The organism is Alteromonas sp. DYW1, from assembly GCF_059752595.1.
The window spans coordinates 3,472,117-3,486,567 of record NZ_CM186038.1 but is presented as its reverse complement, the minus strand read 5'-3'; the positions used below and the strand labels follow the sequence as shown (position 1 = coordinate 3,486,567).

The window sequence follows — 14,451 nt, the reverse complement described above, 5'->3', positions numbered from 1 at the left end:
CGAGCTTCTCTTTTTTCTATGACTTATACGTATAGCAAACACTTACTTATTGCGCAAGTTTTAGCCAATAAAAGTTAGTTTTCCCGTATTTGCTCACCAACAAACGCTGAAAAGACGCTGAATTATTGTTATATTGCGCCGGTTTATTTACCGCAATAGCTTAAGAGACAAAACTGCATGGCTTTAAAAAACGATCGTTATCTACGCGCATTACTCAAACAACCTGTTGATGTCACTCCTGTTTGGATGATGCGTCAAGCCGGTCGTTACCTGCCAGAATATAAGGCAACCCGTGCGCAAGCCGGCGATTTTATGGCGTTATGCAAGAATGCCGAATTAGCTTGTGAGGTGACCCTTCAGCCGTTGCGACGGTATGACTTAGACGCAGCCATATTATTTTCAGACATTCTGACGATCCCTGATGCCATGGGTCTTGGTTTATACTTTGAAACCGGCGAAGGACCTAAGTTTGAACGAGTGGTCGACAGTGCAGCCATGGTTGAAAAACTACCAGTCCCCGACCCAGAAGATGAGCTCGGTTATGTGATGAACGCTGTGCGTACGATTCGCACGGCGCTTAATGGTGATGTTCCATTGATAGGGTTTTCTGGTAGCCCCTGGACGTTGGCGACATACATGGTTGAGGGTGGTTCTAGTAAAGCATTTACCAAAATTAAAAAAATGATGTATGCCGCACCAGAGACATTGCATGCGTTACTCGATAAGTTAGCCGATTCGGTTATTTTATATTTGAATGCGCAAATTAAAGCCGGTGCGCAGTCAGTGATGGTGTTTGACACTTGGGGTGGTGTGCTCACGCCGCGCGATTACCAAGAATTTTCTCTGCAGTACATGCATAAGATAGTCGATGGCTTGATCCGCGAAAACGAGGGGCGTCGAGTGCCGGTAACCTTATTTACCAAAAATGGCGGCATGTGGTTAGAGTCTATCGCGGCAACTGGCTGTGATGCGGTAGGCCTTGATTGGACCATAAATATCCAAGACGCACGCGCTCGAGTCGGTGACAAAGTGGCCTTGCAGGGCAATATGGATCCATCGATATTGTACGCTCCGGCATCACGGATTGAACAAGAAGTCGATCTAATTTTGCGCGGCTATGGCGACGGTAGCGGTCATGTATTCAATTTGGGGCATGGTATTCATCTCGATGTGCCACCTGAAAATGCCAAAGTGTTCGTTGATGCTGTGCATCGCTTAAGCCAGCCTTATCATCAAAGCTAAGCGTCACGCGGTAAGCCTTTTTCGATCGAGCGGACCAGCCGAGCCTGCTGGCGATTTATCGCTGGCTCTTCCTGCTGGCGGCGCAGTTGCTGCTCGATTGCCCAATCAATATGAATAAGTGCGACATCGCCCGCCTGTTGCTTCGCCGCGGATAACGCATTCAAGTAACGCTCCGCGTAAGGCGCGTTACCTATAGCTATAGCCACATTACGGAGCCATTGTTGGTGGCCAATGCGACGGATAGGCGAGCCTTCGGTGAAATTTAAAAATTCATCTTCAGTCCAACCGATCAATTCATCCAGTGAGCGGCCATATAACTGACTGCGAGGGCTAAAATCAGGTTCTTTAGTCAATGGGGCATCTTTGTTGTAGGGGCATACTAGCTGACAGTCATCACAACCGTAGATCCGATTCCCCATCAGCGGGCGCAATGCTTCTTCAATGATGCCACTATACTCAATGGTCAGATAGCTGATGCAACGTCTAGCATCCACTTTATACGGCTCGACGATGGCGTTGGTTGGGCAAATTGTTACACAGGCATTGCAACTGCCACAGGCATTGCTAACGGGTTGGTCGACAGGCAAGGGAATATTGATCAAGAGCTCACCCAAGAAAAACCAGGAACCGGCCTCTTTATTTAGGGTTAGAGAGTGTTTTCCCGTCCAACCAATACCCGCTTTCTCGGCCAACGCATGCTCAAGAATAGGTGCGGAATCAACAAAAGGCCGAAATTCAGTCTTGGCAAATGCGGCAACGATTTTATCGCCCAATTTTTTTAAACGGTTGCGCATGACTTTGTGATAGTCCCGGCCCAAGGCATAACGGCTAACATAGCCGATGGAAGAGTCACTGAGTTGTTTAGCAAACGCTGCATTTTCCGGCAGATAGTCCATTCTTACACTGATGGCTCGCAATGAACCAGGCACTAAATCGGCAGGGCGGGCGCGCAAAAGACCATGGCGTTGCATATATTCCATGTCACCATGAAATCCAGCGTCCAGCCATTGCTGCAGGTACTTTTCATGTTGCGATAGATCAAGATCGCAGATGCCAACATGCTGAAAACCTAGCGCCTTGCCCCAAGCCTTGATATTGTCTGCTAACTGATTTAAATCGATAGAATCTATGGTGGTCATAGCACTATGTTAGATACAGAATTGGCGCAAAGCTTAGCACACAAACTTTATCGCGCCGACCAGATCCGCGATAACGAAGAGGCCGCAGCAGAACAATCCGGCTGTGACATGTACACTTTAATGCAACGAGCGGGTAAGAGTGTTTTTAGCAATTGTCAGTTGCATTTACCTAATAGCGAAAAGTATTTGGTTCTAGTCGGCCATGGGAATAACGCCGGTGATGGGTATGTTGTTGCTGTGGAGGCCAAACAAGCCGGCAAGCAGGTCGCCCTGTGTGCTGTTGAGCCTGAGCGCGAGTTGCAGGGGGATGCGCTACGTGCGCAGCAAGCATGGTTAGCCGCTGGCGGTGAGGTCAGTCCATTTGACTGTGCACTGGTGGACAGCAGTGACGTCATTGTGGATGCTCTTTTGGGGACCGGTACCAATAGTTTAATCCGCACTGAATACGCAGATATTATCGATTGTGTTAATGCCAGCCAGACAGCGGTTGTCAGTATTGATATTCCCTCAGGCCTTGAACCCAACACGGGACAATCCATGGGGCGTTGTATTCAAGCTGACTACACGGTTACCTTGGTTGGTATAAAACCAGGCCTTACCACAGGCGCTGGGAAACAGTCATGTGGGCACTTAGTTTTTGATGATCTCGGCATTGGAAAGGCCTTTATTGCGCGCGCCAAATCGTCTGCCACTGTGATTGAATTAGAAAACTTTGCGCAAATGGCGCCGCGGGAAATTCATAGCCATAAGGGCACTTATGGCCGCCTACTTTGTGTGGGTGGTAATAAAGGCACTGCTGGCGCTATTCGATTAGCGGGTGAAGCTGCTTTGCGCAGCGGCACTGGTTTAGTAAAAGTCTATGCACATGAAGATTCGAAAATCCAAATTAATGCTGGGCGACCAGAGCTTATGGTGATCACTGACAATTTTGAGCAGGCCTTAGAATGGGCTACGTGTGTGGTGATCGGTCCCGGCTTAGGGCAAGACGACTGGAGTCAGAATGTCTTTGATAAAACGCTGCAATATTGTCACTCACACAATAAACCTATTGTTATTGATGCTGATGCGCTTAATTTGCTTTCGCGTTACTCTGGCACATTCAATATGCGTGAGTGTGTGCTTACTCCGCATGCAGGAGAGGCTGCAAGACTGCTAAATGTCAGTGTGGATGAGGTCGAAGGGGACCGTTTTAACGCGGCCAGACAACTGGCTCAGCGTTATCATGCCACATGTATCCTCAAAGGCGCAGGAAGCATTGTTGATAATGAACAGCATGCCTGGGTGTGTCGACATGGCAATCCTGGTATGGCTACCGCAGGTATGGGTGATGTCCTCAGCGGTGTTCTGGGTGCTTTACTTGCACAAACGTTAAGTCCAGAAGTTGCCTGTAAGTTTGGGGTCTGTCTGCATGCGCGCGCTGGCGATGTATTAGCCGAACAATTCGGGCAACGCGGTTTGCTCGCCAGTGACTTGTTCGATGCTGTGCGAGCGTTGATCAATAACCGTATCAGCTAGGCGATTAAATGACACAAACACTCACGATTTCCGTCACTAACGAACAGCAAACGGAGCAACTTGGGCAAACATTAGCGGGGTTGTTACATCAGACTCCTCTGCCAATGGTGATCTATTTGCGTGGTGACTTAGGCGCAGGCAAAACCACTTTTAGCCGCAGTTTGATCCAAGGCCTTGGGCATACTGGACGAGTCAAGAGTCCCACTTACACGCTGGTTGAGCCCTATGAGCTTGAGCAGCTCAATGTTTATCACTTCGATTTGTATCGACTGGCTGACCCTGAAGAGTTGGAGTTTATGGGTATTCGGGACTACCTAGAGAGTGCAGCAATTTGCCTTTTTGAGTGGCCGGAGAAAGGTGCTCAACACTTGGCAGCACCAGACTTAAGCATTAGTATAGAAACGCTACCGGCTGAGCCTGATGCGCGCGAATTTGTGTTTACGAGTTATTCACCCAATGCCGCGCCACTATTGACCGCATTGTCAGGAACTTATCGAGAGAATTAATATCTCAGTAGCAACTCAACTATATGTAACCGCGATGGCAACGAATTTTGATGTATGTGCAAGTAACTAAAGGGTTTCATAAGCAGCGAACGGTTGGTCGTCTCGTTTGTGGGTTGCTCCTTGCACTTATGCCGCTGTGGGTTATTGCACAAAACTCAATAGAGGGTGTTCGGGTATGGCCATCGCCGAACAACACGCGGGTTGTTTTTGATGTTGCCGCACAACCGACATTTACTTATTTTACGTTAAAAAACCCCGATCGTTTGGTTATTGATTTTGCCGATACACAATTAGCCACCGCACTTGATGCGCCAGAAAATAGTAATGAGATTTTGCGTAGGATCCGCACCAGCAGCGCGAAAAATTCGCAGTCGACGCGCATCGTGCTGGATCTTTCTGCCGCAGTAACTGCGAACTTGTTTGCGATGCCACCGACTGAACCCTATGGGCATCGTCTCGTTGTTGATTTGCCATATTCGATCCAGTCACCGCAAGCAACGGTGGTGAAAAGTAGCGACCAAAGTGATCGCGATCGTGACATTATTATCGCCATTGATGCGGGGCACGGTGGAGAAGACCCTGGCTCTATTGGTCCATCGGGCACGTACGAAAAAAACATCGTGTTAAGTATTGCCAAAAAACTTGAAGCATTAATTGACCGTGAGCGGGGCATGCGGGCGATCATGACGCGTACCGGTGATTACTACATTACACCTAACCAACGCCCTGAAATTGCGCGGCGGAATAAGGCAGATTTATTGATTTCGATTCACGCTGATGCTTTTACCACGCCGCAGCCCAAAGGCGGTTCGGTATGGGTTTTGAGTACTGGCCGAGCAGATACTGAGCTTGGACGCTGGATGGAGAGAACAGAACGGCATTCAGAATTGCTCGGCGGCGCTGCTGAGGTGATCAATGATGCGGTGAGTGAGCGCTATTTGGCCGAAACCATTCTTGGCTTGTCTATGGATCATTCCAGAGCCACTAGCCATGACTTGAGTGAAAAGGTCATTCAAGAAATGCGCAAAATCACCAAAATGCATAAAACCCGTCCGCAGGCCGCAAGTTTGGCGGTGTTAACCTCGCCAGATATTCCCTCAATATTGGTTGAAGTAGGTTTTATTTCGAACCCTCAAGAAGAAAAGAATTTGAATTGGGCTAAGCATCGTGAGCGTTTGGCAGAATCGATATTTACTGCGACAAAACGTTACTTCAAGGCGGTACCGCCGGATGGCACCCTATGGGCATCATTGAAAGACAGTGTGCGTACTCACAAAGTGCGCAGTGGTGAATCGCTCTCGTTGTTGGCGCAACGTTACAATGTTAAAGTTAGCAGCATAAAGCAAGCCAACAATCTGACTAATGATATTGTTCGCATTGGTCAGGTGCTAACAATACCCGCGTCCTAAAAGGTTTTACGTGTCAATCCAATTATTGCCACCTGAACTGGCAAATCAAATCGCTGCTGGTGAGGTTGTAGAGCGCCCCGCGTCCGTCGTAAAAGAACTCGTCGAGAATAGTATTGATGCGGGTGCAACTAAAATTGAAGTAGATATTGAACAAGGCGGCCATAAGCGCATTTTAGTGCGTGATAATGGCTGTGGCATCGTGCAACAAGAACTCGCGCTCGCCCTGAGCCGTCATGCCACTAGCAAAATTACCACGCTTGCTGATTTAGAAGCTATTCAAAGTATGGGGTTTCGCGGCGAAGCGTTAGCCAGCATTAGTTCGGTGGCTCGGTTAACCTTAACCTCAAAACCGGCAAACCAAAGTGAAGCTTGGCAGGCGCATACCGAAGGGCGAGACATGCAGGTTAATGTGCAACCGGCGGCGCATCCCAATGGTACCAGCATTGATGTGCTCGATTTGTTCTTTAATACACCTGCAAGGCGACGCTTTTTGCGTACTGCGAAGACCGAGTTTGCACATATTGAACAAGTCATGACGCGCATTGCATTAGCTAATCCCGGCATCGAGTTTGTACTAAAACACAATGACCGGCGTCATAAACAGTGGAAAGCGACGGCAAACCTAAGCAAACGAATCGAAGATGTGCTGGGTAAGAGCGCTAACCAAAGCTTACTGTCTATCGAGGCAGAATGTGAAGGCATCGAGTTAAAAGGCTTCATTGTGGCGCCAACCGAAGATACTGCTACCAATGATTGGCAGTATAGTTTTGTGAATGGGCGACCGATGCGGGATAAATTGATTAATCATGCAATCAAGCAAGCCTTTGTTTTGACAGAGATCCCACTCGAAGCGCCGCAGTACGTGCTCTTTGTGCACGTGGATCCGACTGAAGTCGATGTTAATGTACATCCTGCAAAGCACGAAGTTCGCTTCCATCAAGCGCGTCAGGTGCATGATTTTATCGTCAGTCAGGTAAAGCAGGCGTTAATGACGTTGATAAGCGATGCTGGGGGCGAGTCTACACTGGCTTCCGTTGCTGAGTCGACACATGGATATCAAGTACCTGATCAATTGCGCTCTCTGCATCAATCAACTGCGCCAGCAAAAGCAGCCCCAGCGTTCGCTGCGCAAGCTTCCGGTGATAACTCAAGGGCTGCAAGTAGCTACGTTAATTTGATGCGCCAGCCTGCCCCAGCAGCTCAGCTGACTAGCTGTCAGTTAATCCAATTACAAGATCGAGTTATCGTTGGCTATCAGGATAGCAATCAGTGTTTTTTATTCGAGAAGCAGCAGCTGTTGAGCTTGTACCTAAAACATCAGTTGGGAAAAATAACGGTTTCTCAGCCTTTATTGATGCCGGTAGCGATCCCTGACAGTGCGGCATGGGATGAGTCGCGTAGGCAAGCATTTGCAAAGTTGCAGTTGCATATCGATAAAGTCGCCAGCAAACGGGTGCTAAAGCAAGTGCCAGCGGGATGGCGTTCGATGCCTTGGTCAATTCTGTTTAATTCCTTTGCAGATTTGGATTTAAGTGACCTTGTAACATCGCTAGCATCTTTGATGGCAACCACACTGACTCAGCATGATTATCCTTTACATGAGGTACTGCGCTGGTTTCAGGCTCTGCCGCAAGATCAACAACACACACAGTTACAGCAATTCGCCAAGCCATTATTATTGGATGAATTATGACGGATCGACAACCAATTATTTGTTTAATGGGTCCAACCGCTTCCGGTAAAACGGGGCTCTCGCTGGATCTGGCTGAACAAGTCAGGGGAGAAATTATCTCGGTTGATTCAGCATTGATTTATCGTGGTATGGATATTGGCACGGCAAAGCCTACTTCAGCAGAGCAACAACGCGCGCCGCATTGGTTATTGGATATTCGGGATCCTGCCGAGAGCTATTCAGTCGCCGATTTCTGTCGTGACGCTAGAAACCACATTGTGGCAATTCAACAGCGTGGCCACATTCCACTGCTGGTGGGTGGCACTATGATGTATTTTAATGCACTGATTAACGGTATTTCAGCGATCCCTGAAGCTGATGGCGGCCTTCGAGCGCAAGTTCAGCAAGAGGCAGCGACGCACGGCTGGCCTGCACTTCACACGCGCTTACAGGCGATCGATCCAATCGTGGCACAACGGATTCATCCCAATGATCCTCAGCGTATCGGACGGGCGCTAGAAGTCTTTTACAGTTCAGGGAAACCGCTCAGTTATTGGCAGCAACAAAAGACACCAGGTTTGTTAGACGATCAGGCACTTGCGGTCTATCAATTTGCGATTGCACCGACCGATCGAAAAGTACTGCATGAGCGTATACAGCAACGATTTGAGGAAATGCTAGAAACAGGCTTCATTGATGAGGTGGTGGCGCTGCGCAATCGGGGTGACTTACATCTTGATATGCCCTCCATGCGTTGTGTTGGGTATCGCCAAGTCTGGCAATATTTAGATGGCGAATTTGCCTATTCCGATATGGTTGATAAAGGCGTGGCAGCAACACGTCAGTTGGCTAAGCGTCAGCACACGTGGTTGCGAGGCTGGAGTGATTTGCATTGGTTGAATACGTTTTCAGAAGATAATTCTGCTGTTATAACAAAAATGGTTATTAATTAACCAGCTTACTGTGCTATACATTATAAGGGTGGCTGGTGTATCCTTTCACATAGAACAATGATAATAATTAAGGAAGTCAGATGGCTAAAGGGCAATCTCTACAAGACCCATTCTTGAACGCGCTAAGAAAAGAACGAATCCCCGTATCTATTTACTTGGTTAATGGCATTAAATTGCAAGGTCAAGTTGAATCATTTGACCAATTTGTCATTTTGTTGAAAAACACGGTTAGCCAGATGGTATATAAGCATGCTATTTCAACGGTAGTTCCATCCAGAGCCATTCAAATGCCGACCGGAGACGATGCTAATTCTTCTGATTAAACTAAGCGGAGCCCCTCTTGTTTGACCGCTATGCATCAGGCGAGCGAGCCGTTCTGGTGCATGTTGAATTTACCGACGAAGCAAGTAAAGAAGCACTTTCTGAATTGCAGATGCTGGTGTCATCTGCAGGGGTGTCTGCTGTTGATGTCGTCACTACATCTCGCACAGCACCGAGCGCAAAATTGTTTATTGGTTCGGGCAAAGCCGACGAAATCGCCGATATAGTGCGCACCCTAGAGGCTGACGTAGTGATTTTTAATCACGCGCTTTCGCCTTCGCAGGAGCGCAATCTTGAAAAAGTATTTAAATGTCGAGTGATTGACCGTACGGGTCTAATTTTAGATATATTTGCGCAACGCGCCCGGACCCACGAGGGCAAGCTACAGGTTGAGTTGGCGCAGCTGAAACATATTTCGACTCGCTTGATCCGTGGTTGGACTCACCTTGAACGCCAAAAAGGCGGGATCGGTTTACGCGGTCCTGGTGAGACTCAACTTGAAACTGACAGACGCTTATTACGTGGCAGGATAAAAGCCATCCTACGGCGGCTGGAAAAGGTTGCCAAACAACGCGAGCAAGGGCGCCGCTCGCGTAAGCGCGCGGAAATCCCTACAGTCTCACTGGTGGGTTATACCAATGCCGGTAAATCGACGTTATTCAACACCTTAACGGAATCTGCGGTATACGCCGCCGATCAGCTCTTCGCGACACTTGACCCTACGTTGCGAAAGCTCGACCTGCAAGATGTAGGGCCGGTAATACTGGCCGATACTGTGGGTTTTATTCGTCATTTACCGCATGATTTGGTTGCCGCGTTCAAAGCGACATTACAAGAGACTCAGGAAGCCGATCTGCTGTTGCACGTGGTCGATTATGCGGATGATAAATACCAAGAAAATACCGATCAGGTACAGGCGGTACTAGAAGAAATTGACGCGGATGAAGTGCCGCAATTGATGGTTTGTAACAAAATAGATCGCCTTGATGGGATGCAACCGCGAATTGATCGTGATGAAATGGAGCAACCCATTCGTGTGTGGGTATCAGCACAACAAGGGTTAGGGATTGAATTATTGCATCAAGCCCTCATTGAGAGATTATCGAAGTCAATTGTACAACGCCGATTGTGTATTCCGGCAAGCGCCAGCCATTTGCGCGGTGTTTTGTATGAATTGAATTGCATTGCTGCGCAAGAATACAATGAGCGTGGCGATTGGGTAGTTGATGTGAGAATGCCAAGTGCCGATTGGCAGCGTTTGTTGAAGCGCGAAAAAGGCGCGCTGGACGACCTCGTAATAACGTCCGAATAAGTTTAAAGTGGGTGCATGCAAACTGAATTGCGTGCCGGTACGTATCAGAATTTAATTGAAGTTTACGGAGTATGCTTATGGCCTGGAATGAGCCGGGTGGAAATAACAACGACCCTTGGAAAAATAAAGGAGGGCGTGATCAAGGCCCACCGGATTTAGACGATGTGTTCAAGAACTTATTTGGTAAGTTTGCGAAAAGTGGTGGCTCAGGGGGTAGTTCGGGCAAGAGCTTTGGTGGTATCGGCGCTGGCATTATCGTTGGTCTGCTAGTTGTCGTATGGGTAATAAGCGGTTTTTATACCATCCGCGAAGCGGAACGAGGTGTAGTTCTGCGCTTTGGTGAGTATTACTCGCAAGTAGAACCCGGCTTACGTTGGAAGCCAACCTTCGTTGATACTGTTATACCCGTTGATATTCAGTCCATCCGCGATCAATCGTCGTCGGGTTCGATGCTCACAGAAGATGAAAACCTTGTTAGCGTGCAAATGGAAATGCAATTTCGTGTGGTTGATCCATACCGCTGGACTTTTGCTGTAGTGGAACCAGAAGTGAGCTTAAGCCAGGCGCTTGATAGTGCAATCCGCTATGTGGTTGGGCATTCCAAAATGGATGATGTACTGACTGATGGCCGTGAGGTGACTCGTCAACGTGTATGGGAAGAGCTCCAAGCAATCATTGAACCGTACAATATGGGCGTGCAAATTGTCGATATGAACTTCCGGGACGCACGTCCACCGGAAGAGGTGAAAGACGCTTTTGATGATGCGATTGCCGCGCAGGAAGATGAACAGCGCTTCATCCGCGAAGCGGAAGCGTATGCACGTGAAATTGAACCACGTGCGCGTGGTCAAGTTAATCGTATGAATGAAGAAGCGCAAGCGTACAAAGAGCGTGTGATTTTGCAGGCGCAGGGTGAAGTTGCTCGCTTTGAGGAACTGCTACCACAGTATGAAGCGGCGCCACAAGTGACGCGTCAACGGATCTACATTGAAACCATGGAACATGTGTTCAGTAACACATCTAAGATCATGGTGGATAATGAAGGCGGTGGTAATAACATTATGTATCTACCTCTGGACAAATTGATGGATCGTCAAAACAACGCTCCGTTCTCACAAGATGTATCACGCAACGCGTTAGATTCATTGCGTAATGCCGCTACGCCGGACCAGACGCCGAATACGTCGCCACGGACATCTTCACGCACTGATCGTTTTAACCGCGGTGGGAGGGATTAATGATGAAAAATTTAGGTATAGTGATTCTTGCCTTGTTTGTTTTACTTGGCTTTAGCTCGTTGTTTGTGGTTAAAGAAGGTAATAAGGCCATTGTGATCCAGTTTGGTAAAATTCAAAAAGACAGTGAAACGGGAGAAACCAAAGTATTTTCTCCGGGATTACATTTTAAGCTGCCGTTTATTGATTCAGTTCGCTCCTTGGATGCGCGTGTGCAAACTTTGGATGATGCGCCTGATCGCTTTGTGACGTCTGAGAAGAAAGACTTGATCGTTGATTCTTATGTGAAATGGCGCATCAATGACTTTGAACGTTACTATTTGTCAACAGGTGGCAACAAGCTGCAGGCTGAAGCGCTATTGAAGCAGAAAGTGAACAACGGTCTCCGTTCTGAATTTGGTGCACGTACGATTGCGCAAATCGTATCGGGCGAGCGCTCAGCCCTGATGGATCAGGCAATGGAGCAGGCCTCGAGTAGTTCTGATGAATTAGGTATTGCCATCGTTGACGTGCGGGTTAAACAAATCAATTTGCCGACTGAAGTTAGTGCTTCGATATTCCAACGGATGCGTGCAGAGCGTGCGGGTGTGGCCAGAGAGCACCGCTCGGAAGGTCAAGAACAAGCGGAAGTTCTACGCGCTGACATCGATGCTAAGGTTGAAGTTATGTTAGCAGATGCCGAACGTAACGCGCGGCAATTGCGAGGTGAAGGAGATGCTTTGGCGGCGCAGATTTACGCTTCTACGTATTCTAAAAACCCAGAGTTCTACAGCTTCCTGCGCAGTATGGATGCTTATCGCGCGAGCTTTAATAGCAAGCAAGACATTATGGTGGTAGAGCCTAGTAACGATTTCTTCCGTTACTTAAATCAACAATCGGGGCAGGCGAGTAAGTAAACCTCCCCATTTACTTAACAACTAAAAACGCCTCTATACGAGGCGTTTTTTATGCGAGCTCAGTAGCTGACGCTGGCTATTGAACACTGTCCTGCGCAGCTAAAAATTCATAAAAATCATCCAGCGGCATGGGTTTAGCGTACAAGTACCCTTGCGCAGAAGTGCAAAAGTGCTCCTTTAAAAACTGCTGCTGAGCCTCGGTTTCAACACCCTCTGCTATGACCGTTAATTTGAGTTGATTGGCCATGGCTAGGATCGCTAAAACGATAGCACGGTCGTCATCATCGCGGTCCAGATCACTAATGAATGAGCGGTCGATCTTCAGATGATCAATCGGTAAGTGTTTAAGATAAGCGAGGGAGCTGTATCCGGTACCAAAATCATCGACTGATATTGTCACTCCCATGTCACGTAATGACTTTAACAATTTCTGCGCTTTCTGGTAATTATCAACTAAAACCCCTTCTGTAAGCTCTAACTCAAGCTTGTGAGCATCCACCCCTAATTGTTCTGCTGTGGCTTTAATGAATTCAAAAAGATGGCGTTCACTTACTTGTCTAGGGCTCACATTCATTGCTAACTTGATGTTGATATTCCGCGCGTTAAATGCAGATAGAATGTGGCAAACTTGTGTGATCACCCATTTTCCCAGCGGATAGATGAGACCGGTTTGTTCGGCAACAGGGATAAATAGATCAGGTGATATCGCTTCTCCGTCAGGTTGAAACCAACGTAACAAAGCTTCCGCTTTCACTACTTTGCCCGAAGATAAATCGACGATGGGTTGCAAGTAAATTTCTAACGCTTCATTGCTGATCGCATCACGAAGCTTGTTTTCAATGCGCAAACGCGCCTCGGAACTCTCTTTTAAATCATTCGAATACAGCTGGATCGGATCCTGCGCAAACAGTTTTGCGGCTTGCAGTGCGAGGTCGGCTGCCTTCATTAGCGCTTCTGCTTGCACGGCATCGCTTGGATAGTGTGCAATACCAATCCGAAGCGGCAGACTACAGCGTTCGTCTCGCTCAGTATAATGAGGCGCCAGTGAATCATTGCGCAAGTCGGCCGCTAGGGTAATAACACGCTCGATTTCATCGCCCACCTCATCACCACGCGATGTTTCTTCTAACAGTTGCTGAGCAGACGTTTCTGGTACCACTATGGCAAACTCATCGGCCCCCACACGAGCAAGAAAATGTTCCTTTTGCAGCCGTTTTTTTAACCGTTTAGACACGAGAATCAGCATAGAGTCACCAACCGAGTGGCCGTGCAGCTCATTCACTTGTTTGAACTTTTCAATATCCAAATATACTACAAAAAAGCGTTGTTGAGCTTCGATAGACTGCTCGACTTTCTGCCAGAAATACTGACGGTTGGGCAGCCCCGTCAGTGAGTCATGCAGCGCTAAATCCTCGTTTGCTTGCAGCAAATACTTAATGCGGGTGATATCGCTTAGTGTAATTATCCAATGTTTGACGTGTTGTTTCTCATCACTGATCGGATGTAGTTCACATTGGATCCATTTGTGGTAATTAGGTGGACTATGCCAGTAAAGTTCACCACTCCAATCTGAGCGATAATTAATGATCCGCTCAAACTCAGGGTATTGCTTTTCGAGCAAGCGCTGCACGATGCTTAGCGGGGAAGTATCCGCTTTTTGCGGGTCGAGTGCGAATAACTGCCAAGCGGCGGGGTTAATGGTAAAAGTTTGCCACTGACTATCGGTAATAATCACTGCCAATGTAGCGTGCTCAATGGCTTGCTGCACGGGCAGAGAGAGTTCAAGAAGGCTGGCATTTTGCCCTAATACTTGAGCGAGTCGGTCTTGCATATATTGATGCTGGGACTGCAATTTATCGTTCGATAGCAATAATTCTCTGGCAACTTGTAAGGTCTTTTGTTGCTCCTGATATTCATGTTGCATGTTATTGATAACAATAAATTGTTCACCCCCGGCATAAGCCGCAATTGCCTCTAGATGCAGCGTTTGTTGGCCACACTGTTCAGTCCAAATCCCTGAATGGACCTGGCCTGTTGCGTGTTTTTGCCAAAAGTCTTCGGCCTCGATTAAAAAGTCATTCAGAAATGGTGAGTTCTCGCTGAGTAAAAAGGGGCTTGAGCTTTTGCTTTCAGGCAAAAGCAATTCACTCCAACCAGCTTTGCTGAAGATGACTTCAAAATAGCGCTTACCTAAATGCCGCAAAATTGTGCAATCAATAATTCCTAAGGCCTGAAAAAGTGAAGAATTCAT

12 protein-coding genes are annotated in these 14,451 nt (G+C 47.7%); 10 read left to right on the top strand and 2 right to left on the bottom strand.

Going from position 1 to position 14,451, the window contains the following annotated elements:
• The first annotated feature begins 177 nt into the window (after nt 1-177).
• On the top strand, nt 178-1,242 hold the full coding sequence (gene hemE / locus AC121Z_RS15845; protein ID WP_498125230.1) for a uroporphyrinogen decarboxylase: 1,065 nt from the start codon (nt 178-180) through the stop codon (nt 1,240-1,242).
• On the opposite strand, the gene queG is transcribed toward hemE, so the two are convergent.
• The gene (queG, locus tag AC121Z_RS15840; protein ID WP_498125228.1) at nt 1,239-2,381 is read right to left on the bottom strand and encodes a tRNA epoxyqueuosine(34) reductase QueG; all 1,143 of its coding nucleotides are present in this window, start codon (nt 2,379-2,381) and stop codon (nt 1,239-1,241) included. The two genes, hemE and queG, sit on opposite strands and share 4 nt — an antisense overlap.
• Nucleotides 2,382-2,387: 6 nt before the next feature.
• Between queG and AC121Z_RS15835 the strand changes: the two genes are divergently transcribed.
• The 9 genes from AC121Z_RS15835 (at nt 2,388) to hflC (ending at nt 12,200) form a co-directional block, all read left to right on the top strand.
• Nucleotides 2,388-3,896: an NAD(P)H-hydrate dehydratase gene (locus AC121Z_RS15835; RefSeq protein ID WP_498125226.1), complete on the top strand. Its 1,509-nt coding sequence runs from the start codon at nt 2,388-2,390 to the stop codon at nt 3,894-3,896.
• Between the two features lie 8 nt (nt 3,897-3,904).
• Nucleotides 3,905-4,402 (top strand): tRNA (adenosine(37)-N6)-threonylcarbamoyltransferase complex ATPase subunit type 1 TsaE, encoded by a 498-nt coding sequence (gene tsaE, locus AC121Z_RS15830; protein WP_498125225.1) that lies wholly within the window; start codon nt 3,905-3,907, stop codon nt 4,400-4,402.
• 128 nt (nt 4,403-4,530) lie between these two features.
• The gene (locus AC121Z_RS15825; RefSeq protein ID WP_498128284.1) at nt 4,531-5,811 is read left to right on the top strand and encodes an N-acetylmuramoyl-L-alanine amidase; all 1,281 of its coding nucleotides are present in this window, start codon (nt 4,531-4,533) and stop codon (nt 5,809-5,811) included.
• 10 nt (nt 5,812-5,821) lie between these two features.
• On the top strand, nt 5,822-7,504 hold the full coding sequence (gene mutL, locus AC121Z_RS15820; RefSeq protein WP_498125223.1) for a DNA mismatch repair endonuclease MutL: 1,683 nt from the start codon (nt 5,822-5,824) through the stop codon (nt 7,502-7,504).
• The gene (gene miaA, locus AC121Z_RS15815; RefSeq protein WP_498125221.1) at nt 7,501-8,436 is read left to right on the top strand and encodes a tRNA (adenosine(37)-N6)-dimethylallyltransferase MiaA; all 936 of its coding nucleotides are present in this window, start codon (nt 7,501-7,503) and stop codon (nt 8,434-8,436) included. The genes mutL and miaA overlap by 4 nt, the downstream gene beginning before the upstream one ends.
• An 80-nt stretch (nt 8,437-8,516) precedes the next feature.
• On the top strand, nt 8,517-8,759 hold the full coding sequence (hfq, locus tag AC121Z_RS15810; protein WP_100657784.1) for an RNA chaperone Hfq: 243 nt from the start codon (nt 8,517-8,519) through the stop codon (nt 8,757-8,759).
• A gap of 17 nt (nt 8,760-8,776) precedes the next feature.
• Nucleotides 8,777-10,069: a ribosome rescue GTPase HflX gene (gene hflX / locus AC121Z_RS15805; RefSeq protein ID WP_498125220.1), complete on the top strand. Its 1,293-nt coding sequence runs from the start codon at nt 8,777-8,779 to the stop codon at nt 10,067-10,069.
• Nucleotides 10,070-10,146: 77 nt separating this feature from the next.
• A complete protein-coding gene (hflK, locus tag AC121Z_RS15800; RefSeq protein ID WP_498125219.1) occupies nt 10,147-11,307 on the top strand; it encodes an FtsH protease activity modulator HflK in 1,161 nt (386 codons plus the stop codon).
• Between the two features lie 2 nt (nt 11,308-11,309).
• Nucleotides 11,310-12,200, top strand: a complete 891-nt coding sequence (gene hflC / locus AC121Z_RS15795) for a protease modulator HflC (RefSeq protein WP_498128283.1) — start codon at nt 11,310-11,312, stop codon at nt 12,198-12,200.
• Between the two features lie 76 nt (nt 12,201-12,276).
• Here hflC and AC121Z_RS15790 read toward each other — a convergent pair whose 3' ends face one another.
• A complete protein-coding gene (locus AC121Z_RS15790) occupies nt 12,277-14,451 on the bottom strand; it encodes a putative bifunctional diguanylate cyclase/phosphodiesterase (RefSeq protein ID WP_498125218.1) in 2,175 nt (724 codons plus the stop codon).

What these genes read in the sequence shown, in the direction of transcription:
- tsaE (WP_498125225.1), top strand. Translation starts at nt 3,905, where the DNA reads ATGACACAAACACTCACGATTTCCGTCACTAACGAACAGCAAACGGAG.
- hfq (WP_100657784.1), top strand. Translation starts at nt 8,517, where the DNA reads ATGGCTAAAGGGCAATCTCTACAAGACCCATTCTTGAACGCGCTAAGA.
- hemE (WP_498125230.1), top strand. Translation starts at nt 178, where the DNA reads ATGGCTTTAAAAAACGATCGTTATCTACGCGCATTACTCAAACAACCT.
- hflC (WP_498128283.1), top strand. Translation starts at nt 11,310, where the DNA reads ATGAAAAATTTAGGTATAGTGATTCTTGCCTTGTTTGTTTTACTTGGC.
- AC121Z_RS15790 (WP_498125218.1), bottom strand. Translation starts at nt 14,451, where the DNA reads ATGAATTCTTCACTTTTTCAGGCCTTAGGAATTATTGATTGCACAATT.
- queG (WP_498125228.1), bottom strand. Translation starts at nt 2,381, where the DNA reads ATGACCACCATAGATTCTATCGATTTAAATCAGTTAGCAGACAATATC.
- hflK (WP_498125219.1), top strand. Translation starts at nt 10,147, where the DNA reads ATGGCCTGGAATGAGCCGGGTGGAAATAACAACGACCCTTGGAAAAAT.
- AC121Z_RS15835 (WP_498125226.1), top strand. Translation starts at nt 2,388, where the DNA reads ATGTTAGATACAGAATTGGCGCAAAGCTTAGCACACAAACTTTATCGC.
- AC121Z_RS15825 (WP_498128284.1), top strand. Translation starts at nt 4,531, where the DNA reads ATGCCGCTGTGGGTTATTGCACAAAACTCAATAGAGGGTGTTCGGGTA.
- miaA (WP_498125221.1), top strand. Translation starts at nt 7,501, where the DNA reads ATGACGGATCGACAACCAATTATTTGTTTAATGGGTCCAACCGCTTCC.